23 protein-coding genes and 1 pseudogene are annotated in these 21,620 nt (G+C 67.9%); 9 read left to right on the top strand and 15 right to left on the bottom strand.

Annotated features, from left to right (window positions below; genetic code table 11):
- Nucleotides 1-29 precede the first annotated feature (29 nt).
- From ACXJLU_RS14325 to ACXJLU_RS14300, 6 genes are all read left to right on the top strand, one after another.
- Nucleotides 30-1,256, top strand: coding sequence for an MFS transporter (locus ACXJLU_RS14325; protein ID WP_457331941.1), 1,227 nt, complete (start codon nucleotides 30-32; stop codon nucleotides 1,254-1,256).
- A gap of 262 nt (nucleotides 1,257-1,518) precedes the next feature.
- Nucleotides 1,519-1,857 carry a hypothetical protein gene (locus ACXJLU_RS14320; protein ID WP_457331939.1) on the top strand — a complete coding sequence of 113 codons (339 nt, stop codon included), beginning with the start codon at nucleotides 1,519-1,521 and terminating at the stop codon, nucleotides 1,855-1,857.
- 5 nt (nucleotides 1,858-1,862) lie between these two features.
- Entirely contained in the window at nucleotides 1,863-2,483 is a 621-nt protein-coding gene (locus tag ACXJLU_RS14315) for a hypothetical protein (RefSeq protein ID WP_457331937.1), read from the top strand.
- Between the two features lie 347 nt (nucleotides 2,484-2,830).
- Nucleotides 2,831-3,319 carry a hypothetical protein gene (locus ACXJLU_RS14310; protein ID WP_457331935.1) on the top strand — a complete coding sequence of 163 codons (489 nt, stop codon included), beginning with the start codon at nucleotides 2,831-2,833 and terminating at the stop codon, nucleotides 3,317-3,319.
- Between the two features lie 144 nt (nucleotides 3,320-3,463).
- A complete protein-coding gene (locus tag ACXJLU_RS14305; RefSeq protein ID WP_457331933.1) occupies nucleotides 3,464-3,982 on the top strand; it encodes a DUF4304 domain-containing protein in 519 nt (172 codons plus the stop codon).
- A gap of 319 nt (nucleotides 3,983-4,301) precedes the next feature.
- The gene (locus ACXJLU_RS14300; RefSeq protein ID WP_457331931.1) at nucleotides 4,302-5,300 is read left to right on the top strand and encodes a PIN-like domain-containing protein; all 999 of its coding nucleotides are present in this window, start codon (nucleotides 4,302-4,304) and stop codon (nucleotides 5,298-5,300) included.
- A 923-nt stretch (nucleotides 5,301-6,223) separates the two neighbouring features.
- On the opposite strand, the gene ACXJLU_RS14295 is transcribed toward ACXJLU_RS14300, so the two are convergent.
- From ACXJLU_RS14295 to ACXJLU_RS14275, 5 genes are read right to left on the bottom strand one after another with little or no spacing between them, the layout of a single operon-like run.
- Complete coding sequence (locus ACXJLU_RS14295; RefSeq protein WP_457331929.1) at nucleotides 6,224-6,976, bottom strand: (5-formylfuran-3-yl)methyl phosphate synthase; 753 nt, start codon at nucleotides 6,974-6,976, stop codon at nucleotides 6,224-6,226.
- Nucleotides 6,976-7,554, bottom strand: a complete 579-nt coding sequence (locus ACXJLU_RS14290) for a DUF447 domain-containing protein (protein WP_457331927.1) — start codon at nucleotides 7,552-7,554, stop codon at nucleotides 6,976-6,978. The genes ACXJLU_RS14295 and ACXJLU_RS14290 overlap by 1 nt, the downstream gene beginning before the upstream one ends.
- Nucleotides 7,551-8,969: a DUF6513 domain-containing protein gene (locus tag ACXJLU_RS14285; protein ID WP_457331925.1), complete on the bottom strand. Its 1,419-nt coding sequence runs from the start codon at nucleotides 8,967-8,969 to the stop codon at nucleotides 7,551-7,553. The genes ACXJLU_RS14290 and ACXJLU_RS14285 overlap by 4 nt, the downstream gene beginning before the upstream one ends.
- Nucleotides 8,954-9,619: a flavoprotein gene (locus ACXJLU_RS14280; protein ID WP_457331923.1), complete on the bottom strand. Its 666-nt coding sequence runs from the start codon at nucleotides 9,617-9,619 to the stop codon at nucleotides 8,954-8,956. Before ACXJLU_RS14280 ends, ACXJLU_RS14285 begins: the two co-directional genes overlap by 16 nt.
- Nucleotides 9,552-11,615, bottom strand: a complete 2,064-nt coding sequence (locus ACXJLU_RS14275; RefSeq protein WP_457331921.1) for a sigma-54-dependent Fis family transcriptional regulator — start codon at nucleotides 11,613-11,615, stop codon at nucleotides 9,552-9,554. Before ACXJLU_RS14275 ends, ACXJLU_RS14280 begins: the two co-directional genes overlap by 68 nt.
- Before the next feature lie 141 nt (nucleotides 11,616-11,756).
- Between ACXJLU_RS14275 and ACXJLU_RS14270 the strand changes: the two genes are divergently transcribed.
- Nucleotides 11,757-12,245, top strand: a complete 489-nt coding sequence (locus ACXJLU_RS14270; protein ID WP_457331919.1) for a dihydroneopterin aldolase — start codon at nucleotides 11,757-11,759, stop codon at nucleotides 12,243-12,245.
- A gap of 13 nt (nucleotides 12,246-12,258) precedes the next feature.
- Here ACXJLU_RS14270 and fae read toward each other — a convergent pair whose 3' ends face one another.
- The 8 genes from fae to ACXJLU_RS14230 form a co-directional block, all read right to left on the bottom strand.
- On the bottom strand, nucleotides 12,259-12,768 hold the full coding sequence (gene fae, locus ACXJLU_RS14265) for a formaldehyde-activating enzyme (RefSeq protein WP_073467530.1): 510 nt from the start codon (nucleotides 12,766-12,768) through the stop codon (nucleotides 12,259-12,261).
- 88 nt (nucleotides 12,769-12,856) lie between these two features.
- Nucleotides 12,857-13,723, bottom strand: a complete 867-nt coding sequence (locus ACXJLU_RS14260; RefSeq protein WP_457332023.1) for a triphosphoribosyl-dephospho-CoA synthase — start codon at nucleotides 13,721-13,723, stop codon at nucleotides 12,857-12,859.
- 20 nt (nucleotides 13,724-13,743) lie between these two features.
- Nucleotides 13,744-14,679 carry an ATP-grasp domain-containing protein gene (locus ACXJLU_RS14255; protein WP_457331917.1) on the bottom strand — a complete coding sequence of 312 codons (936 nt, stop codon included), beginning with the start codon at nucleotides 14,677-14,679 and terminating at the stop codon, nucleotides 13,744-13,746.
- On the bottom strand, nucleotides 14,679-15,656 hold the full coding sequence (gene mch / locus ACXJLU_RS14250) for a methenyltetrahydromethanopterin cyclohydrolase (protein ID WP_457331915.1): 978 nt from the start codon (nucleotides 15,654-15,656) through the stop codon (nucleotides 14,679-14,681). The genes ACXJLU_RS14255 and mch overlap by 1 nt, the downstream gene beginning before the upstream one ends.
- Nucleotides 15,653-16,798 (bottom strand): ATP-grasp domain-containing protein, encoded by a 1,146-nt coding sequence (locus ACXJLU_RS14245; protein WP_457331913.1) that lies wholly within the window; start codon nucleotides 16,796-16,798, stop codon nucleotides 15,653-15,655. The genes mch and ACXJLU_RS14245 overlap by 4 nt, the downstream gene beginning before the upstream one ends.
- A complete protein-coding gene (locus tag ACXJLU_RS14240; protein WP_457331911.1) occupies nucleotides 16,795-17,718 on the bottom strand; it encodes an NAD(P)-dependent methylenetetrahydromethanopterin dehydrogenase in 924 nt (307 codons plus the stop codon). The genes ACXJLU_RS14245 and ACXJLU_RS14240 overlap by 4 nt, the downstream gene beginning before the upstream one ends.
- 23 nt (nucleotides 17,719-17,741) lie before the next feature.
- Nucleotides 17,742-18,740 carry a beta-ribofuranosylaminobenzene 5'-phosphate synthase family protein gene (locus tag ACXJLU_RS14235; RefSeq protein WP_457331909.1) on the bottom strand — a complete coding sequence of 333 codons (999 nt, stop codon included), beginning with the start codon at nucleotides 18,738-18,740 and terminating at the stop codon, nucleotides 17,742-17,744.
- A 117-nt stretch (nucleotides 18,741-18,857) separates the two neighbouring features.
- Nucleotides 18,858-19,247: a 4a-hydroxytetrahydrobiopterin dehydratase gene (locus ACXJLU_RS14230; protein WP_457331907.1), complete on the bottom strand. Its 390-nt coding sequence runs from the start codon at nucleotides 19,245-19,247 to the stop codon at nucleotides 18,858-18,860.
- A gap of 81 nt (nucleotides 19,248-19,328) precedes the next feature.
- Here ACXJLU_RS14230 and ACXJLU_RS14225 point away from each other — a divergent pair, with 81 nt between their 5' ends.
- On the top strand, nucleotides 19,329-20,102 hold the full coding sequence (locus ACXJLU_RS14225; RefSeq protein WP_457331905.1) for a pentapeptide repeat-containing protein: 774 nt from the start codon (nucleotides 19,329-19,331) through the stop codon (nucleotides 20,100-20,102).
- A gap of 288 nt (nucleotides 20,103-20,390) precedes the next feature.
- Here the strand turns inward: ACXJLU_RS14225 and ACXJLU_RS14220 are convergent, their stop codons facing one another.
- On the bottom strand, nucleotides 20,391-20,696 hold the full coding sequence (locus ACXJLU_RS14220; RefSeq protein WP_457331903.1) for a hypothetical protein: 306 nt from the start codon (nucleotides 20,694-20,696) through the stop codon (nucleotides 20,391-20,393).
- Nucleotides 20,697-20,802: 106 nt separating this feature from the next.
- On the opposite strand from ACXJLU_RS14220, the gene ACXJLU_RS14215 reads away from it, so the two are divergent.
- Nucleotides 20,803-21,357: a flavodoxin family protein gene (locus ACXJLU_RS14215; RefSeq protein WP_457331901.1), complete on the top strand. Its 555-nt coding sequence runs from the start codon at nucleotides 20,803-20,805 to the stop codon at nucleotides 21,355-21,357.
- On the opposite strand, the pseudogene ACXJLU_RS14210 reads toward ACXJLU_RS14215, so the two are convergent.
- Nucleotides 21,303-21,620, bottom strand: a pseudogene (locus ACXJLU_RS14210) (hypothetical protein); the annotation flags it as partial. The gene ACXJLU_RS14215 and the pseudogene ACXJLU_RS14210 overlap by 55 nt on opposite strands.

The raw sequence follows: 21,620 nt of genomic DNA, 5'->3' as shown, positions 1-21,620 counted from the left end.
CAGCCATCCACTCACGCAAGAGCCCCGACATGCAAGCCTCTGTTTCCCCCAGCAGCCACCCCGGCCGTGCGCTCGCGGCGCTGAGCGCGGCCTACTTCATCCTGGGCACCGGGTCCCTCGCCGTGATCGGCCTGATCGAGCCGATTGCGGCGCAGTGGCAGGTCAGCCACGCCGCCGTGGCGCAGCTGGTCACGGTCTTCGCGCTGGCCTTCGCCGTGCTGGCGCCAGCGGTTCAGGTCGCTGCGGCCCGGCTGCCCCGCCGCACGCTGATCGTCGCCGGCCTGTTGACGATGGCCATTGGCCTCCTCGGCACCGCGCTGGCCTCCAACCTGGCCGCAGCGATCGTGTTGCGCGTGCTCACCGCTGGCGGTGCCGCGGCCGTGGGGCCGGTGGCCTCGTCGCTGGCCAGCAGCCTGGTGCCAGCCGACCGGCAGGCGAAGGCCCTGTCCACCGTGTTTGCCGGCATGACCATCGCGACGGTCGTCGGCGTGCCGCTGTCGGCTTGGCTCGGGCAGTTGGTCTCGTGGCCTTGGGTGTTCGTGATTCTGGCCGGCGCAGCAGCGCTTTGCGCAGTCGCCGTTCGCTACGGGGTTGCCGATACCTCGGCGGGCGCCGCCGTGCGGCCGCATGACCTGCTGGCCGTCGTGCTGCGTCCGGCCAGCGGCTGGGCCTTCGGTGCCACCTTGGGGCAGATGGCGGCGCAATTCGCGACCTACACCTTGATCGCGGTCGTCTTGCGCGGGCGCTTCAACGCCTCGCCGGCCCAGGTGTCCGCCGCACTGATGGTGTTCGGCGTCGGTGGCGTCGCAGCCAATGTGCTGATCGGCCGCATCGGCGACAAGCTATCGACCGAGACGCTGATCCGCGGCTCGCTGGCGGCACTGGCCGCAGTGTTTGCAGCGCTGCGGATCGCACCGACCCAGATGCTTGTTGCGTTCGTGTTGTTGACAGCGTGGTCCCTGGTGGCCACGCTGTTCATGGTGCCGCAGCAGAAGCGCCTGATCGCGCTCGCCCCGGACCAGCGCGGGCTGCTGCTGGCGGTCAATGCCTCGGCGCTGTACCTCGGCATGTCACTCGGCACCCTCATCGGCTCGGCAGCGCACGAGTGGCTGGGCGTGCGCACCTTGCCCCTGGCGTCACTCGCCCTGGTCGGCCTGGCGGCACTGAGCCACCTGCTGTCCGTGCGGGCTGCACGGCACGCGTCATCGGCAACCGGTGCCCCCGCGACTTCGATCCCCGCGGCGCGCTGCCCTTGAGCGCAGCGCCGTCATCTGCCGCCGGCATTCATCCGAAGTCCCATGGGCGGCTGCGCACGCTCCCGCCTGGCTCGGCAAGCGGTCGTCCAAGCAGCATCACCACGCCGGCGAACGGCCGCTCACGGACGATGCGGCGAACATACACTGTCGGCTACAAGCTGTCCTTCGCCAGTGACCGCTCTCAGGCCACCTTCCCACCGCCGATGCTCTTTGCATCAGACAGAATGGTTTGGCGGCACCATACAGGGCGCACAAGAACTGCATGGAGAGCGCACAGATGGAGGATCGGTTTACGTGGTCACGTGGCGTCACCTGCTGGCTCGGCGGCATCGCCGTTCTCGGGTTGATAGCAGTCGTTGCCGAGGGCCGAGATGGACTGATGCCGGGCGGTTGGCTTCTCTTTCTCGGGGCTGGCATGGTTTGGATGGGTGGAGTCATTGGCAGCGCACGGACGGGAAGTTGGTTCACGTGGCAAGAGAAAGTCACTCCGACCCATTTCGAGGCGGTCATGGGTCTGACGGGGGCAGTTCTCGCTTCATGCCCGTTGGTCGTTCTTGCCATCCGCCTCATGTTGCTCTACTTCAACCAGAAAGGTGCCTGAACAACATGTCTCGCAACGGCCGCGATCGAATTCCAGCGTACGTCGAACGCTTCCAGCCACCGCTCATGTCAAACGTTGCGCGACTCACGCAAAGCCTTGTGGTCGCGCTGGCAACAACTTTGGTTTCCGCGTGCAGCGGGCCGTATGCAGACCTTGAAGGTTCGTTCAAAGCATCCCAGCCTGCATCGGCGCCAGCAGTCTCCGTTGAGCAGGTCGTCTTGGTCAGCACGCACGAAGTCGGCGCGCATCGATACGATGACGTGCTCGCCGTCAAGCTCCTGCCCACTGCCATTGCCATTGAGCCCTCATTTCCATGGAGCATCGGTATGAGCCCTGTGTCCATAGCGGTCGATGAGGTTGCTGGTTGCAGCAGGTCGTGCTTCGGCGACGGAGTGTGGGATGCAGAGCTCCTCGTCGCCCGCACTGGCACGCAGATCAGTCTTCGAAATTCGAAGGAACTGATCGAATGGTGCTGGAGCAACAGGATCCCAATGATCTCCGGGAACGATCGAAGGCAATGGCTGTACAAGGGTGCCAGCCTGCCCGACCGCAGCGAGTTCTCAGAGCAACTTGCATCGCGAAAAAACTACGACGCCCAGGCGAAGCAGAGCTGCCTCGGCTACTAGCACAGCCATGCGTTGGCCAACGGCGCCGAACGCTCCACTAAGCGGACTGGTCTACGGCCGGGCGCGCGCGTCAAACGTCAAGCGACCGCTTCGGCGCTGACCGGCAACAGTCGGCCAGTTGCGGACGTTCGCGACCGTCAGGTATCGGGCTGGCTACGGCTTCGGAACAGGGCCTGGATCGCATGAATGCCTGACAGCATCTTTTCCTTGGCGGAAGAAGTATGGGTGGAGATCTGTGGGCGTCGCAGTGGAGCGCAGATTATGGGCGGGGGATTCCGGTCGCGCCTGCACCCGCAGCCGGCCAGGCGCGGTCGGTCACGAGAGACTCCTTTCGGTAAAGTGAATCGATGAACAAGCTACGGGTGACGAAGCCGCTTCCGCGTTCGCCGATCGCCACTTACTACACGGGCATATGGCGCAAGGCGCGCACTTACAGGGTGAATATGGCGCGGAAGGGATGGTGCGACCTCTGGCACCAGCACTTCGACTGGGATGGCGCAGGGAATGCCAGTTGGCGAGACCGCCGTCGTCACCTCGCGGTCTTGCTGCACGCCTTCAGGCGGGCGCARGCGGAGTTGGCGAGCTTCCACGGCGAGCACCAAGTTTTCGCCATCGTGACGCCAAGCGATTCGGCAAGTGACGCGGTGTACGTTCATACGCCCAACCCCAACGGCACGCCGTTTCCAGTCGAGCCGTTCGGCGAGCGAGTTTGGAGCCTTCCCCCACTGCTGGCGGGGCGGCTCGACATGCGCAGGTATGAGGTGTTTGGTGCCGGAGCGGGCGCCTCACGGACATACACCATCATGCGCAAAGGTGGAATTCACGGCGAGAAATGAACGCCGAATTTCGGGCGTTGGACTCGGCGCGGTCCGTGACCGCTTTGGATCGTTTCGAGGCCACCAGCAGCTTGAGCCCGCGCGTCTTCAGCCGGCCACAAGCTGTCGGCCACCAACGCCGGCTTTCGGGTAGGCTGAGACGCTATGACTGCAGCCGAACTTAAGCGCCCGATCCTCACTGCGCTGCAGACGGTGCTGCAGCCACGCGGCTTTCGAAAGATGTCGTCGCTCTTCCAACTCGATCGCGGAAAGGTCGTACACCTCATCGAGGTGCAGGGATCGAACGACAACAATGCGAACGAAGCGAAGTTCACCGTCAACGTCGGTGTCTTCGCGCCTGAGTTGGTCTACCCGGACGTGCGCGATATCACCAAGCCGTCCATCGCGCTGGCGCATTGGCGAACGAGGTTGGGCTCGCTATCGCCGGAAAGCAAGGATCTCTGGTGGCACGTTGCTTCCTCCGGTGAGGCCGCGGCAGCAGCCGCCGACATCGCCAACCGGACGCAGAAATTCGCGCTTCCTGTCCTAGCCCAGCTGGCGGATTTGTCGGCTCTTGCAGTGCTGTGGAAATCCGGCCGAAGTCCTGGCCTGACTGAGTTTCAACGCGTTGAGGTTTTGAGCCGACTGCAGGAGAACTTGTCGCGGCCCAGCAGCAACGCGTAGCGCCCACAAGGCAAGATCGGCTGCGTTCAGCCACACCGGTGAGTGCGTCGACTGATCGCTCCGGATTGCCTGCGCGCTGGTGGGCGCCATCATCGACCGGCGACAATCGGCCACGAGCGGTCCCAAAAGAACGACTGCTTCAGCGGAGCTCAATGCGCGGCGGACCGTACCGGCTGCAGTGAAAGGAGAGACCGGTACTGTCTGTTGCACAGTGCGACATGAGCCCGATGGAGGCTGGCCGCAGCGTAAAGTTGCGGCGGAGCGTCCTAACACCAAGTTTGACGCACCGCCTCTCTCGTTGACACTTCAATAGGTCCCCATGAAATCAACATTTCGCGGTTACTACCGTCCGTCAGAGGAAGAGTTCACCGAGCTTTGGAAGACGTGCGTCTTTGTGCTAGATGCCAATGTCTTGCTGAACATGTACGGTTACTCCGGCGAAACCCGAATTCAGCTATTGGCTTTGCTCAGATCAATTGAACAGCGGCTCTGGGTGCCGCATCAATTCGCGCGCGAGTATCAGCGCAATCGTGCGAAATCTATTTCAGAACAGGTCACAAGTTATTCGACCGCGCACACCGAGTTATTGACACTTCTAGACCAGAGACTCCGCGTCAAACATAGGCACCCCTTCGTCCCGCGGCGATCCCTATCGGACCTTAAACGCATCTGTGCAGAGCTTGAGGCGGGACGAAAAGAGCATGAGCTATTATTCTCTAACGATCCGATCTTCGGTGTCGTATCCCAGATGCTTGCGGGCCGGGTGGGGGCGGCGCCGACAGCCGAGGAATACTCAGTACGATGTACAGAGGCGCGAAATAGATACCCTCTCAAGATACCGCCTGGGTATTCCGATTCGAAGAAGCCGGAGCCGGATGCTTTTGGTGATTACTTTGGCTGGAAGGAAATACTCGCATACGGACGCGCGAAAAATACCCCAGCGATTCTTATAACGGATGATCACAAAGAGGATTGGTGGCACATCTTCAATCGTGACCGTCGACTCGGTCCGCGGCCGGAGCTGCTGGCCGAATACTGGGATGCCTGCCAACAGCCCTTCTACATGTACACTCTGGAAGAATTCATGAGGTACGCAGAGCAGCATCTTCAACAGCGGGTGACGCCAGAAGCGCTCGAAGAAGTTCGAGAAAGAAGCGAGTCTCAGACTGAATCAGATGTGGGCGACAAGCCGAAGACTGAATACGTCGACTCAGAAAAAGCGCTTGGTTCTAACACGTCATTCTCGAACTATTCAAGCCGCGACGAACTAAAGTCCTCGGAATCTCCAGAAAAGCCGGTGACCACACCAAAAGGTTGAAATTCAATGGCTATTATTGTCACGAGCGGAGACCCCAGAAAACTACTCGCCAATATTAAAGAGGCGATAGATCGAGGTTCGGTAGAAACATGGAAATACGATAGCGATGGCGACTTTACGCATTCGCCTGCGCAATGGAATCGTCAAGCGTGGTTTCGACCTCTGGTGGAGTCGGATGGGCTAGTCTTTGTAATACTTGCACCTCGAAACACGACTATGTCCAAGACGATATATGGCGTTTATCACGGTCGTTTTATTGAGATGCTCTTGACGCACTTCGATCTTGGTTTTTCTCGAGTGCTGGCAACAGCGCTTCCCGAACGGGGGGACATTGTCAAGTCAAGCTAGTGGCACGAAGGTGTTCGTGCTGTCTGGACCTTTGGAATGGAGCCCACTCATTCCTGTAAGCGGACGCGACTGCGGCACGCCGCGCAGGTGAACAACGAGAGGCCGCTTTCGGCCTCACGATCCAATAGCGTGACGGCCCCCTTTGGGTCGATAGTGCCAGTTCGCGCAGGCGCACAGCGGACGTTCAACGCACCCGATGCGCTGGCCGCACGGCGCGTGACGAGCGTCCGTGGGTGCCGCGTCGTTGGGCCGATCGTTCGGCTACCTCCGGAGTGCTGCAGCGTCCGCGTTGAGGCAGCAAGCTGACGGTCGATAGCTTGAAGCGACCGACCGCAACCGCTGCATTGCGGTCCTTCGAGCGCCCAAGGCGAACGACGGCAGCGGATCGTGGCTGTGCGAAAGCATTCAGCCACGAACGTAGCCGTCGAAGAAGTCATTGCGCCATAGAGCGGACGTCCGGCAGCACAGAATTCGCAGGGCGAATGCTCAAGCGCATCGCTCGACGGCGTACGGAGTGGGGCGGCTCACCAAACGGACTCTGAAATCTACTCTGAAGTCGGAGTGGCGATGGCGCTTCAGAGTAGCTGCTGCAGGGCCGGGATGTCCGAAAAATGTAGTGATGCTTCGGACAACTGAGCTGTGGCCGGGACGTTGCCGATGGCCAGTTGCTCAACCAGCCCTCGCACCCGTTGAAGGTCAAGCGCCGAAGCTCGATCACCACCACACACCGCGCTGCGAAACCCGGCGAAGTCGGGCGAGAGCTCCCCCAGCGTTGGCAGGTCCGGCAGGCGCAGTGCGCCAGCCAGTCCGACCAACTTGCCGGCCTGCCGTACGGTCGCGACGAACCGCTGCAACTCCGGCATCGCCACGCACGCGAAGAGGCTGCCCGCGCGCTTGTCGGCGGTGTCGGCCATCACGGCCGGAAAGCCGAGCCGGCAGGCCTGCGCGACCAGCTCGAAATCGAGCCCGGCGTCGGCGACGAACACCGGCACCACCGCGTGGCGACTGCCACCCAGCATGTCGAGCACCCCCGCGGCATGTGGCGAACGCTCGATGCCGACCTTCACGTAGTCGACCCCGCACGCGCCCACGGCCTCCACACGCGCAGCGATGAGAGCCGCCTGATGCATCCCCACATCGCCGATCGTCGCGCTGATCGGCAGCCCGATGCCGCGTTCGCGCAGCACCTGCACGATCGCGCGGATCGTCGCCACCGGCAGCCCGCCCAGCGCTCCGTCGCGCGGCTCTTTCAGGTCAATGAAATCCGCTCCGCCCTCCGCCGCCAGCAAGGCCTCGTCCACGCTCCTCACACTGACCAGCAGCCGCATCACCCCACCTCCTTCAAGCCCGCGCGATGCCGCGCCACCGCCTCGCGCAACCACCCCCAAGCCTCCCGCTCCTCCTCCCCCGCCGTCTTGTCGATCGCAATCTGCAGATACCCCATCTCCGCATCGATCTTCTCCGCCGCCAGCATGTGCAGCCGGCTGACCAGCACCGCCCCTTCGATCACCGCCGCCTGCGCGCGGTTGAATCCAATGAACGGCGCATGCGTCACCTCGTGCACCCGCGCCATCAGCAGCACCGGCCGCTGCACGTCATCGCGCCGCTCGGCCAGCCTCAACTCCACATGCCCGAGCGCGCTCGCCAGCCGCTGGCCGGGGATCGTGTCGGCAGCCACCAGCGGCCACACCTTGCGCCCCGTCACGCATCCAGCAAACACCCGCGTGTCCGTCAGCAGGTTCAACACCGCATGCCCGGTGGCGACGATGTTGTCGTGCGTCGCCGAAGGCTTGAACGGCATCAGCACCACCTGCCCACCCTGATACCGCACGCCCATCGGCGCCACATGCGGCACGCCCTCGGCCGACACCGTCGTCACCACCGTCTCGTAGATCACGTCGTTCATCGGTCGCTTCCGTTGCGGGCCTTGCCGGTGGCCATCGTCGTGCCCGGCGCGCACCATCCGCTCAGGTCCTGCGGGCCCGTCTCAACCGCCGCGCCCCAGTCGAGCGGCTGGTCCTGCACGTAGCGCTTGCCCAGCTTCCACGCAATCTCGGCGTGCGCCAGCTCCACGCCCATGTAGAACGCATGCGCCGCGTCGTCCTCCAGCTTCAGCTGCGGCCACAGCTCGAACGCGCCTTGCCCCAGCCGCAGCCCGTCGCGGTTGTACACGTGCAGCCCCAGCGGCGACACCTGCACGCGGAAGTTCGGGTCGCGCACCTGCGCCGCCGTCTCGGCGATCTCCTGCGGCGTGTCGGGAAACGGGTGCTTCGCATGCACCGTCATCAGCGCATCGCTGATGCCCTTCGGCAGGCTGCCGTGGCTGGCCGCGGCGTGCATGATGCGGCGCGCCCAGTCGGCCTCGCGCACCGCGCGGCGCGCATGCTGGCTCACCTGCGTGGTCAGCACCGCGGCCACGTTCAGCTCGGCGGCAATGCCGAACAGCAGCGCGTTGATGCCGCTGGTGTCGGCCTCGGTCAGCTCGGTCACGTTGCCGATGCCCATCATGATCGGCGCGTCCGGAAAGCGCTCGCGCAGCCGGTGGTAGCGCACGATCGAGGCCGTCAGCCCGAACGGGATCGGGTCGAGGATCGAATCGGCGAAGTACGGCTTGCCGCTCGCCTGCATCCGCTCCACCGCCTCGTGCAGCGAAGCCTCGTCGGCCGGCGTGCGCGGGATCAGCACCGGCACCGAATCCACCTCGTCGGCCACCCACAGCGTGTCAATCGTCAGGCTCAGCAAATAGTCGGCCCCGGCGCGTCCGCCGCGCAGCAACTCTTGCGCATCGTTCGAGTCGACGCTCACCGAGAAACCTTCGGCCTTCAGCGCCTGCACGCTGTCGGCCAGGTGGTCGAAGCGCGTCGCCGGCAGGCTGCCGAGGTCGATCACGTCGGCGCCATCGGCCTTGAGCTGCCGCGCGCGCGCGACGATGCCGTCGACCGACAACTTCGGCGCATCGACGATCTCGGCAAAGATCGCGACCTCGTACTCGCTCAGGTCCATCGGCTTCGCGGCGCGGTTGAAGAAGCGCGGCAGGTCCTTCAGCTCCTCGGGCCCGCGCTGCACCGGTATGCCGTAGTGCTGCGTCAGCGCGTCGAGGTCGCCGCGGCAGCGCCCCGGCACCAGGATACGGTTGGCCTGCACCGGCCCGGGCACGCGGCGTGCGATCATCTCGGCCGTCATCAGCGCCGCCACCTGCAGCCCGAGGTCGCGCACCTCCCACGTGAAGGGAGCAGCGTCGATGCCGCCCAGCACCCGCTCCAGCGCCGGCCGGGCCAGGTGGCCGGTCAGGAAGACGATGTGTTCTACGGGCTGGTCCATGCGAGGGCGAGCTCCTTCAGGCGCGCGTCGAGCGCGGCCTCCAGTTCGGCGGGGGAGCACACCACATGGCAGAAGTCGATGGCACGAAGGCGGTCCACGTTGTCGAGTTCGATGCGCCGCGGCCGCAGCGTCACCCAGTCGTGCGGCGATTTCGTCACCACCACCGGTTCGGTGTCGCATGCAAACACGATGCCCGGGATGCCGAGCTTGCCGGCCTGCGCGAACATGTTGGTCGGCAGCGTGTCGCTGAAGCCGAACGCGCACTTGGCCACCGTGTTGCTGGTGGCCGGCGCGAGCACCACCGTGTGATAGACGTCGTCGTACAGCATGCCCACCGGCACGCCGCTCGCGGTCTTGTCGCGGAAGATCCGAAAACGCTGCTTCAGCTCGTCGAGCGGCATCTTGTAGATCGACAACACCTCTTCGCCGGCGGCCGACAGGAACAGGTCGCAGGCCGGCAGCCGCGCGGCCAGCGCGATCGATTCGTCCAGCCCGTGGCCCGAGCCGGTGATGCACCACGCAAAGCGCGAGCGCGGCGCCGCATCGACGGGCGCCGCGTCGTCATCGCCCTGCGGCGCCGCATCACTCGGGATGCGAGATCTCGATGTGGAGCTTGTGGAGCTTGCGGTAAAGGGTGTTTCGGCTGACATCGAGCGCCTTGGCGACATTGCTCACGTTCCAGCGGTGCTGCTCCAGCATCTGCAGCAGCACCTGCCGTTCGTTCGCCTGGATCGGGTTCAGTTTGTAGGGCACCGCCGGGTGCTCGGCGCCCGACTGTGCTGCCGATCCTGCGGCCGATCCCGCCGGTGGCAACGCCGCGATCGTCGTCACCGGTGTGGGCAACGCGAGCGGCGCGGTGCTGGCGGCCGCATGCGCCGGTGGCGCCGCCGCGGCACTGTCCTGCAAGGCCGGCAGGTGCGCGCAGACGATGGTGTCGCCGTCGGCCAGCGCCGCCGCGGTGCGCAGCACATGGCGCAACTGGCGGATGTTGCCGGGCCAGGCGTAGTCCATCAGCATGCGCTCGGCCTCGGCGCTCAGCGTGGTGCCGCGGCCGCCTTCGGCTTCGAGCACGCTGCGGATCAGCTCGCGCCGGTCGCTGCGTTCGCGCAGCGCCGGCAGCACCAGCTCGATCCCGGAGAGCCGGTAGTACAGGTCTTCGCGGAAGCGCCCCTCGCGCACCAGCTCGGGCAGGTGCTGGTGGCTGGCGCTGATCAGCTGGAAGTCCACCGCGTGCGTTTCCTCGGTGCCCAGCGGCGTGACCTGGCGCTCGTCGAGCACGCGCAGCAGGCGGGCCTGCAGGTCGATCGGCATGTCGGCGATCTCGTCGAGGAACAGCGTGCCGCCGTCGGCCTGCAAAATCTTGCCGCGCCGGCCGGTGCGCTGCGCGCCAGTGAAGGCGCCGGCGCGGTAGCCGAACAGCTCGGATTCGATCAGCGTCTCCGGCAGGCTCGCGCAGTTGATCGCGACGAACGTGCCGCCCGCATGCGGGCTGGCCTCGTGCACCGCGCGGGCGAACACCTCCTTGCCGGAACCGGTCTCGCCGCACAGCAGCACCGGCGTCTGGCGCGCGATCACGCGGCGCGCCGTCTCGAAGTGGGCGGCCAGCCGCGCGTCCTTGAAGGTCGGTGGCTGCGCCGCCGGGCGCGGCAGCGCGCTGCGGGGCGCGAGGCGAGGCACGGTCGTCGTGGCCAGCGCCTGCGACGGCAGGTCCGATTCGGTGGCCGGCCGCCGCGCGACCGCGAAGAAGCGCAGCGCCGCATTCGCGCGGAAGGTCACGATCGGGTGGAACGACGACTGCGTGCTGCGCCGCAGCATGTCTTCGAGCGAGTTCTGGAACAGGTCCTCGATGTGGCGCGAGCGGATCTCGTCGACCGACTGCAGCCCGAGCTGGAACAGCGCGCTGCGGTTGGCCGCGAGGATGCGGCCATCGTCGCCGACCGCGAGCTTGCCCTCGTGCAGCGTGTAGACGAACTCCGGCCGGCTGTGGAAGTGCAGCGGGTGCGCGTTGCGGAAGCGCCGGTCGATCAGCCGGTTCTCGATCATCCGCGCCGTCATGCCCAGCAGCACCAGCAGGTGCTGCTGCATCATGCTGGAGCGGCTGCTGACGTCGAGCACCGCGGTGATGTGGCCCGACGGATCGAACACCGGCACGGCCGAGCAGGTGAGCTGGGTGAAGTGCGTGAAGAAGTGGTCCTCGCGCCGCACCGAGATCGGTGCCGCGGACGCCAGGCAGGTGCCCATGCCGTTGGTGCCGGCCTCGGTCTCGCTCCACATGCCGCCGGGGCGCAGGCCCAGCGGGCCCATCTCGGCGGCGAACTCGGTCGAGCTCACCATGTGCACGATCACGCCGTCGATGTCGGTCAGCACCACCGCCGAATCGGCATCGGCGAGCTGCTGGTACAGCGTGGTCATCTCGTAGCGCGCGCAGTCGATCACGTCGGCCTGGCGCTCGCGCCGTTCCTCGAGCGCGGCGCGGCTGATCACCGCCGGCTCGCGCGCCTTGTCCGGGTGCAGCCGGTACTCGTTGAGGCAGCGGCTCCACGACTGCGTCACCACGTCGTTCGCCGAATCGTGGATGCCGCTTCGCACCACGTCCATCACGTGTTCGGCGTGGCGATCGTCGCCTGTTCGCAAGACCAGCGTCATGTGGGCTCCCTGGTAACGCAGGACCCCGATTCTGGTGCGATCCCGGGCCCTGCATACCGGGTGAAACGATGAGTCGATTGCGTGGCCTGGTTTTTGCGGCGGGCTGGTGTGATCGACCTATCCCACAACACCGGAGACCCGATGACCCACCCCAGCCGCACCCCGAGCACCGCCCCGGACGCGCCGCTTCCGCTCGACCTGATCTTCATTGAAGGCCTCACCGGCGAAACGGTCATCGGCATCCACGAGTCGGAGTTCCACCACCCGCAGCCGCTGGTGATCGACGTGCATGCCGGCGTGCCGCGGGCGCGCGCCTGCGACACCGACCGCATCAGCGACACCATCGACTACAGCGTCGTGCGCGAACGCCTGCTGCGCCTGCTGGCCGAGCACCAGCTGAAGCTGCTGGAGGCGCTGGCCGAGGCGATCGCCGACATCCTGCTGGGCGAGTTCGGCGCCAGCTGGGTCCGCGTGAAGGTCGTCAAGCCGCGCAAGTTCGCCGACGTGGCGTCGGTCGGCGTGCAGATCGAACGCGTGGCGAGCCCGGTGCCGATGATCGGCCGCTCGGCGACCGTCGTCCAGCTGCTCGGTTCGGGGATGGTGCCGGACACCACCCCCCGCTCACGCTGAGCTTGTCGAAGGGTCAGGCCGCAGCGAACGGGTGCGCGCTCGACCCCTTCTTCGCGACCACTTCCTCGGCCGTCGGCGAGCCGGCCACCGCGCGCTTGATCGACTCCTTGACGGCGCGGTAGTTGTAGTCCTGGATCTTCTTGTCGTCTTCGGCCAGCCAGTGGATGAAGACGCCGACGCAGATGAACAAGTTGTCGGCTTCCGCCATCGGGATGGTGCCGTCCTCGACGCAGTCGGCCACCGCCATCGCGACGCCGCGCTGGGCCGGGCCGAACATCTGCACCGCCTGCTTGGCGCCCTTGATGGTGACCTTGTTGAACATCACGGTCGCGGGCTTGGTCAACAGGTTCGGCGCCACCACTGCGAGCAGCGACGTGAAGCCGTCCTTGTTGTTGGTCAGTGCGTTGGCGAATGCGCTCTCGGCAGGGCTGCCGCGCGGCCCGATGAGCAGGTCGATGTGGGCAACTTCATTGCCGTCTCCGACGAGCGACTCCCCGACCATCATGCGATCGATCTTGGCCATGGCTGTGTCATCTCCTGTTTGCGTTTCTGGGGGACGTGACTGGGGACGTTCCCGACACTGGCGAGGCGCCAATGCTTCACGGCTGTTATCACGTTCCGTGCCACCGCGCCGCAAGGCCGGCGATCATCAGCGTGACCACCGTCAAATCGGCGCTGGTACCGGGGTTGATGCCCCGTGCCTTCAGCGATTCGTCCCAGGCCGCCCAGGCCGGCTCGCCGTCCATCGCGGCGGCGCCGCGCCAGCCGTGCGCCGCGGTCATGACAGTCTGTGCCACCGCCTCGCCGTGTTTGCGGACAATGTGTGAATCGAAAAAGCTGCCGAGCAGCGCGATGTAAAGCCGCTGCACGGCGGCCGTCGTGCTTGCATCGGGCGACACGCAACCGGCCCCCTGCGGGCATGCAAAGCCCGGACCCAGCGCGGGCAGCGCGACGCCGAACACATCGGCATAGCCGTCGCGGTACTGCCGCGCGATCAGGTCGTGCCCGGCCGACAAGGCCATCCCGGCACGCAGATCGATGCTCGGCGCGGCGCGCACGTCTTCGGCCGGTGCCTCGCCGAGGCCGCCGGGGTTGGCGCGGGCGATCGCGCGGTAGGCGTGTGCGGCATCGGCCAGGCTCAGGCCGGCCAGCACCTCGCCGATGGCGTCTTGCAAGGCCGCCGGCGCCACCGCATCGGGCCACCGCTCCACCGCCACCGCGACCGGGGCGCACAGCAGCAGGATGCCGAGGTTGGTGTTGCAGTGCGCCACCGACCAGCTGGCCTCGACCGCGGCCTCGATGCGCTCGCCGACGCCCGCGCCGCGCCTGAACAGCGGCCCGGCGGCGGCGGTGGCGCTGTCGATGAACATCGACGCCTGCATGCGGTGGCCGCCGGACTGCAGGCTGACGTTGCCCGGCTTGCGCACCGCCACATCGAGCGTGCAGGCGCACAGGAAGGCGGCCTTCGCCGCGTCCATCGCGCGCTGCACCTGCAGGTTCACGCCGCGTCGCCGAGCGCGCGCTGCGCCGCGTGCTGTACCGCGTACTTGCGGTCGAGCAGGTCGTCGACGATCGCCCGCGCGATGCTGAACCCGGTCACCCGCTGCAGGCCCTGCCAGGCCGCGACGCCGTTGACCTCGATCACCTGCGTGCCCTGCGCCGACGGGATCAGGTCGACACCGGCGTAGTCCATGTCCAGCGCCGCCGCGGCCTGCTCGGCAAGTTGCGCGAGGCCGGGCGTCAGCTCGGCCGGTTCGCAGCGCGCGCCTTGCGCGACGTTGTGGATCCAGTGCGAACTGACGCGGCGCATCGCGGCGATCGCGTTGCCGCCCACCACCAGCACGCGCCAGTCGAAGCCGGGCGAGGTGGTCGCCGGCACGAAGCGCTGCAGGTAGGCGAGCGAACCGAAGCCCTTGTCGAGCGGCGGCAGCGCGTGGTGCACGCCGTCGACCTCGCCGACCAGCTGCAGCCCCTTGCCCTGCGAGCCGAACAGCGGCTTCAGCACCAGCGCATGGCCGGCCGCGCCTTCGCGCATCGCGATGCGTTGGGCCTGCGCCTGCGATTCGGTGGCCCAGGTGGGGGGCGTCGGCACGCCGGCCGCATGCAGCAGCAGGCTGGTCATCGACTTGTCGACGCTGCGCTCGATGGCCCGCGCGTCGTTGTAGACCGGCACGCCGAGCTCGCGCAGCGCATGCAGCACGCCGAGCCGCTTGGTGACCTGCTCGAAGCTGCCGCCCGCCAGGCCGCGCACCAGCACCGCATCGGGCAGCGCGCGGCCGAAGCCGGGCAGCGAGAGGCCGTGCCACGCGAGCGTGGTGTCGATGTGGCAATCGGCGAGGTCGATGCAGCGCCCGACCGCACCGCGCGCACGCAAGGCGCTCTGCAGTTGCCGGGTGTGCCAGCCGACCTCGTCGGTCATGATCGCGATGCGCATCACGCCTCCTGCAACCACAGCTGCCGCAGCAGCGCCATGTTCAGCGCACCGCCGTGCCAGGTGTTGCCGCTGTCGAGGTTGCTGACCCACACCTCGGCCGGCGCGAACAGGCCGGGGTCGATCTTGTAGAAGTCGTAGCCGGCCTCCTTGAAGATGTCGGCGAACGAGCGRCCGTGGTCGCGCGAGTTGGTGGACGGCAGCGTCAGCGCCAGCGCGCGCGCCGCCGCATCGTCGCCGCGCACCGCCAGGTGCACCTGGCCGCCGTACAGGATGGCGTCGTTCGTGCGGCCCATCGCCTGCGCGCCGTCGGGTGTCGGCGACGGCAGCGGTGCAGTCGCCACGCCCTCGACGACGTGCGCCAGCGCAAAGCCCAGCGTGTGCGCCTTGTGCAAGGCCGTCTCCAGCACGCGCGCGACGATCTGCGTGGTGCCGGCGAGGCTGGTGGTCGGCGTCAGCACGATCGTCAGTCCGTCGGCCTTCAGTGCGCAGTCGTGCAGCAGCTTGTCGACGATCACCGTCGGCGGCGGCCGGTCGACCTCCATCACCAGCACGCCGCAGTCGGCATGGTCGCGGTAGCCGAGTTCGTTGAACAGGTCTTCCTTGCCGGCCAGCGCGCGCGCCGGGCCCGAGCCCAGCGAGAAGAACTTCTTGCCGCCGGTTTCTTCCTTCGTGGCCGCGAGGCTCCAGCCGGCGTACTGGCTGCCCAGGCAGGCCAGCACCGGTTGCGAGCTGCGCACCTCGATCCAGGTCGGCCAGCCGTGCCGCTCGCCGGCCTGCAGCCCGACCTGGCCCAGCCCGCCCATGCAGATCTCGCCGACCAGCAGGCCGGCGGCGATGCTGCCGCGCACGCCGATGCCGGCATCGACGATGCACACGCCGCGTTCGTCGCGGCGCACTGCCACCTGCAGCGCGTCGGCGTCGGCGATGAGGCGCTCGACCAGCGGACGCGCCCGCGTGTTGACGCTGAGTTCGGTCATGACGGTGTCTCCAGGGTGTCCAGCAAGGCCTCGCGGGCCTGGTGCAGGGCCGCGCGCACCGCATCGGCATCGGGGCCGCTGGCGCTCAGGCTGCACAGCGGGTCGCCGGCCGCGAAACGCGTGCCGGCGTGAGGGTGGTCGTGCGTGTCGGGCCGGCTGGCGAGGCGCTGCGCCAGCGCCGCATCGACCTGCCCGCCGTGGCGCGCGAACACGATCTCCAGGCCCTCGACCCGCGTCGGCGTCGGGGGAGGCGGCAGCACGCCGTGCAGGCAGGCCTGCACATGGGCCGCCATCGCGCCGGCGCCGTACAAGGCCAGGCTGGCAGGTGGGCGCGGGTTGACCTCGAGCACCGCGATCTCGTCGCCATCGCGCATGAAATCGAGGCTGCACAGGCCGCGCAGCTCGAAGCCGGTGGTCAGCGCGCGCACGGCGGCCTGCACGCGCGAGGCGGCGAGGGTGCCCAGCGCAACCGGTCCGACGACACCGCAGAACACGAACGGCCGCGTGCCGAAGCGGCGCACCGTCAGCTCGTTGAAGCCGAGGACGATGGCCTGGCGCCCGTTCGCGACGAAGGTGGCCGACATCGGCACGCCGGGCGCTTCCTGCTGCAGGTAGTGCTGCGCCGGCAGCTCGGCCACTTGCCCCGGCGTCGCGACGCGCACCTGCCAGCCGCCGCTGCCGAGGGCGTCCTTCACCAGCCAGCGCGCGCCGTCATCGGGCAGCGAACGCGCCAGGGCGCCGAGACGCACCGGCGGATGCCGGATGCCGTGCGACGCGAGCAGGTCGAAGAACAGCGCCGGGTCGCGCACGCGGCACACGGCAGACACCGGCGTGCCGATCAGCGGCAGCAGCTGCGCGCCTTCGGCCAGCAGGCGCGGCCGGCCTTCGAAGCCGCTGCCGGCGATCCAGCCGCTGACGTCGCCGCGGCGCGCCAGTTCGCGCAAGGCCGACAGCGTCAGCGCGTCGTCGATCTCGAGCGACGCCGGTTCGCCGAGGCTGATCCACTGCGACGCGGCGGCGCGCGTGTCGGCATCGCCGAACAGGTCGAGCGCGACCACGTCGAAGCCGTCGCGCACCGCGGCTTCGGCCATCATGCGGGCGGACAGCGCGGCCACGGCGATCGTGTCCTGCACGCCCTTCACGTGGCGTCGCCGGCCGCACGCTCCGCGAGGAACGCGCGCGCGGTCGCGAACGCCTCCGGAAAACCGAGCACCAGCGCCTTCTTGTCGGACTCGCGCATCTGCACCAGCAGGCGGTGCTGCGTCTGGTACTTGACGTTGCCGACCGCGAGCGCGCCGATGCCGACCGCCGTGCTGCCGGCCAGCGCCTTGCCGTCGTCCATCACGCCGACGCCGGCGATGCCCTCCGGCGGCACGGCGTTGACGTCGGCCGCCACCTTCAGCCGGCCGGCCTGCTTCAGGTCATCGGCCGAGACCACCTGCACGCCGGCCGCGGCGCAGGCCAGCACCACGTCGGCGTCGGCGAGCGATGCGCGCACGGCCGCAGGGTCGGCCCCCGACACGCCATGCAGCGTGACGCCGAAGCGCGTGGCGGTTTCATGCGCGGCGGCTTCGGCCGCGGCCGCACCGCTGCGGCTGGACAACGAGACCAGCGCTCCGGCCTGTGCGGCGATCACGCCCGCGATGCGGCCCACCGGGCCCAGCCCGCCGAGCACGACCACACGCAGGCCGGTCAGGCCGAACCCATGCTGCTTCTGCAGCGCGGCCTCGGTGCAGGCGACCATCGCCGCGGCCGTGGTGTAGGCGCCGCTCGGGTCGGCCATCACCGACACGACGAAGGGCTTGACCATCGCGGCGCGGGCGCGCTCGAGCATGTCGGTCGCGAGCATCGCGTTGCGCCCACCGATGAAGAGGCCGGTGCGCGCGACGCCCTTCGGGCCGCGCGAGAAGATCGCGTCCTGCGTCAGCGCGGCGATGCCGTCGAGATCGACCTCGCAGTAGGGCGCGATCACCTGGTAGCCGGCGTCGGCGGCCATGTTGACGTCGAACGGGCTGGCCTGCCGGCCCGGGGTGAACAGGTGGAGGATGTAGGGGCGTTCCATCGCGAGCTCCGGGGTCGATGCGATCAATGCGGTTCGCAGGCGTGCTCGCTGAGCAGCGCGCCGCGGTTGAGGCCGGCGACGATGCTCAGCGTGAGGCCGGGTTCGAGCGCGCGCGTGGCGCGCAGCGCCTGCACCGCCACCTCGGCGGCCGCCTGCGACGGCAGGATCGCGAACCCGGTCGGTCCCCACGAACTCTGGCCGATGGCCGCGCCATCGATCGCCTGCACGATGCGGCCCACCGCCGCGCTGGTGTACGCGCCGCCCTGGGCCGGCGCGAAGTGCTCGCCGAGCAGCAGCTGCACGCGGTTGATGCCGGCCGCGAACAGCGCGAACTCGCCGCTCGCGGCACCGGGCAGCACGCGCATTAGCACCTGGTGGCAGATGTCGGCCGACAGCGCCTGCGGCAAGGGCGGCAGCGTCGCGATGGCCTGCTTCTCCTGCGGACCCGACAGGCCGCGGTGGCGATCGTCCTGGACCACGATGACGCGCCAGGCGGCCGGGAAGGCGATGCGCGACAGCAGCGGTGCCGGCAGGCCGTCGGGGCCGGGGCCGCCGTCGAGCAGCAGGCCGCCCTGGTCGAAACCGGCGATACCGATGCCCGAGCGCAGCCCGCGCGCGAGCCAGTGCGCGAGCGTCGCGCTGCCGAGTGCCAGGCCGTGCCAGTGCGCGAACACCCGGCCGATGGCGAGCGCGAGCTGCGTGCCCGAGCCGAAACCCGCATGCGGCGGCAGCACGCGCGTGAGCTGCAGGCGCAGCGGCGCACGCAGGCCGGTGTGTTCGCGCAGCAACTGCAGGAAGCGGGTGGCGCGTTCGAGCTCGGCCTGCGCTGCGGGCTCCACGGTCACCACCTCGTCGAGTGGTGCGCTGCTCAGCGCGACCTCGGTCGCGAGGCCATCGATCACCAGCCCCAGGCTGCCGAAGCGGCGGCCCAGCGTGCCGGCCGGATCGAGGAACCCGAGGTGCAATCGGCCCGGCGCGCGAAGCGTCAGCAGGCGGTGGGGGTCGGCGGCGGTGACAGGCATTGGAGCCTGGGTAAGCAAGCGCCGTTCCGCTGGGGTTTACCCCGGAAAAGCGGGGGCGGAAGGCGCGCGGCAACCCGCGCCTGTCCCGGCCGGGGGACACAGTGTCCTGCGGCGGCTTCAGTCGTACTTGATGTACTTGAAGCGCGGATCGTCGGGCGTGCCTTCCAGCGCCGAGCCTTCGTCCGCGCCGGGCCGCCACATCACCACCTCTTCGATCTTCGCGGCGAGCGCGAAGTCCTTGTCGGTGATGCCCTTGGCCGCGTGGTTCATCAGCTTCACGGTGACGAAGGCGAACGAGACCGTGAGGTCCGGGTGGTGCCAGGCCGCTTCGGCGAGGTGGCCGACGGTGTTCACCACCATCAGCGTGCCCTTCCAGCCGCCGGTCTTGTACTTGCGGCGGATCCAGCCGTCCTCGAGGTGCCAGCTCGGCAGCTCGGCCTTCAGGCGGGCCTCGACCTCGTCGGTCGAGTAGGTTTCGTCAGGGGTCTTCTTGCGCCATTGCGACATGTCGGTCTCCTCGGCAGGGTTGACGGCCTTGATCTTTTGCGCGGCACCGCACAGCATCATCGCTCCGCGGGAGCCAACACCATGCGCAGAAGGGTCTGGAACATCGGCATCGCGTCCGCGCTGCTCGGCATCGGCAGCCGAGGCGCGCAGGCCGCGCCCCTCACCGTCGAGCAGGTGCGCGAGCGGCTGGCGGCCGGCACGGCGCAGCAGCCGGCCGACCTGTCGGGCCACGACCTGTCCGACCTCGACTTGAGCCGCGTCGATTTCCGCCAGGCGCGGCTCGCCGGGGCCAGCCTGTTTGCGTCGAAGCTGGTGCTGAGCCGCTTCAACGGTTGCGACCTGACGCGCGTCAACCTGAACGGCGCGTGGCTGATGGGCACCGACTTCAGCGGGGCCACGCTGGTGGGCAGCAGCCTGCTCAGCGTGGTGGTGCTGGGCGGCGAGGTGAAGAAGCCGCCGACGTTCGCGGGTGCCGACCTGAGCGGGGCACGCGTCATCGCGGATTTTCCGGGGGTCGATCTGCGGCGCGCGAAGCTGGTCGGGGCCAACCTCGGCGTCAACATCAAGAACCAGGGCATGGGGCAGATGCGCACCGACCTGTCGGGCGCCGACCTGAGCGAGGCCGACCTCGAAGGGGCGGACTTGAACCGCTCGCTGATGTCGTTCGCGAAGCTGGTCAACGCCAACCTGCGCGGCGTGAATTTCTTCAACGCGAAGATGGCCGGCGCCGATCTGCGCGGGGCTGATGTCACCGGGGCCGATTTCACCGATGCGGTGCTGGATGACATCGTGCTGACCGATGCGAAGGGCTTGGACAGCGCGAAGGGCTTGGGCCGAAAAACCCGTTCGCCCTGAGCCCAAGAGGTCCCTGGAGAGACCAGGCCGTTGCAAAGAAACCCCGTTCGCCCTGAGCCTGTCGAAGGGTCTGTGTGCATCGAGCCGGGGCTTCGACAGGCTCAGCCCGAACGGACGGGGGCAAACCGTTCGCCCTGAGCTTGTCGAAGGGTCTGTGTGCATCGAGGCGGGGCTTCGACAGGCTCAGCCCGAACGGAGGGGGGAAAACCGTTCGCCCTGAGCTTGTCGAAGGGTCTGTGTGCATCGAGCCGGGGCTTCGACAGGCTCAGCCCAACGGGGCTGTGCGTGTCAGCTCTTGCGCTTCACCGACACAGGCTTCGATCCGGTCGCGAGCCGCGTCGCTTCTTCATCCGCCGGCAGCAGCGAGGTCAGCGTTCCAGGCGGCAGCTGGCGCAGTTGCGCGGCATCGAGCTTGCCGATGAACTTCCAGCCGGTCGGCAGCTTGATGAACGCGAAGGCGGTCGGCGGATCGACGAAGACGTCGTACTCGTTGACGGTGACCGCCTCGACGGTCTGGGCTTGGGCCGGCGATCCGATCAGGGCACCCAGCACGAGCGCGAAGCAGGACAGGGGATGGGCAACGTAGCGGGGCATCGAGAACTCCAGTTTCATGTCGGTAGGGGGGAAGTATCGGTGCGGCGTGCTTCAAGCCGACTTCATGGAACACTGCGTGCGTTTCATTCGTTGCCGCGACCCGACCATGCCCCACTTCCTCTTCATCGTCGCCTCCACCCGCGAGCCCGGCCACGTCGGCAACACCGAATGGCTCGCCCGGCGCGCCGCCGAGAGCCTGCCTGCCGACGCCACGCAAACCTGGCTGCACCTCGCGCACATGCCGGTCCCATCCTTCACCGACCAGCGCCACACCGTCGGCACCTACCCCTGGCCCGACGACGGCCACCTGCGCTCGCTGCTCGACGCGACGATGGGCTGCACCGATCTCGTCCTGGTGTCGCCCGTCTACTGGTACAGCTTTCCGAGCTCGCTGAAGACCTACCTCGACCACTGGAGCGCGTGGTTGCGCATCGAGGGCCTGCCGTTCAAGGCCGAGATGGCTCGCAAGCGCATGCACCTCGTGACGACCAGCGGTGACCGCGCGAAGGCGCAGCCGATGATCGACTCCGCCCAGCTGTGCGCCGGCTTCCTGTCGATGCCGTTCGCCGGCGCGCTGTGGGGCAAGGGCGGCCCGCCCGGCACGGTTCAGTCCGATGCCGCCGCACTCGCCGCGGCCGATGGCTTCTTCCGCAGCGCCTGACGCATCCGCTGCGCCGCCGGCCACGCGCTGCGCAGCAACAACAACACGAACGCCAGCGCCGCCAGCGCGACCCGCCCGTCGGCCCGCGCCACCACCGGCTTCGCGAGCGCCGGGTCGGTCAGCGCCTCCGACAAGCCCTGCGCCGTCTGCAGCCGAAGGAAGCGCAAGCCGCGTTCGCTCCCGAGCAGCCGCAGGTAGCCCTCGCGCAAGGCCGACAGGTGCTCGGTGCCCGGCGTCGCCCCCAGCCCCGCGGCCGCCGGGCC

Source organism: Rhizobacter sp. P5_C2 (assembly GCF_054049715.1).
The sequence above is the reverse complement of the archived record's forward strand: the minus strand, read 5'-3'. Positions and strand labels throughout refer to the sequence as shown.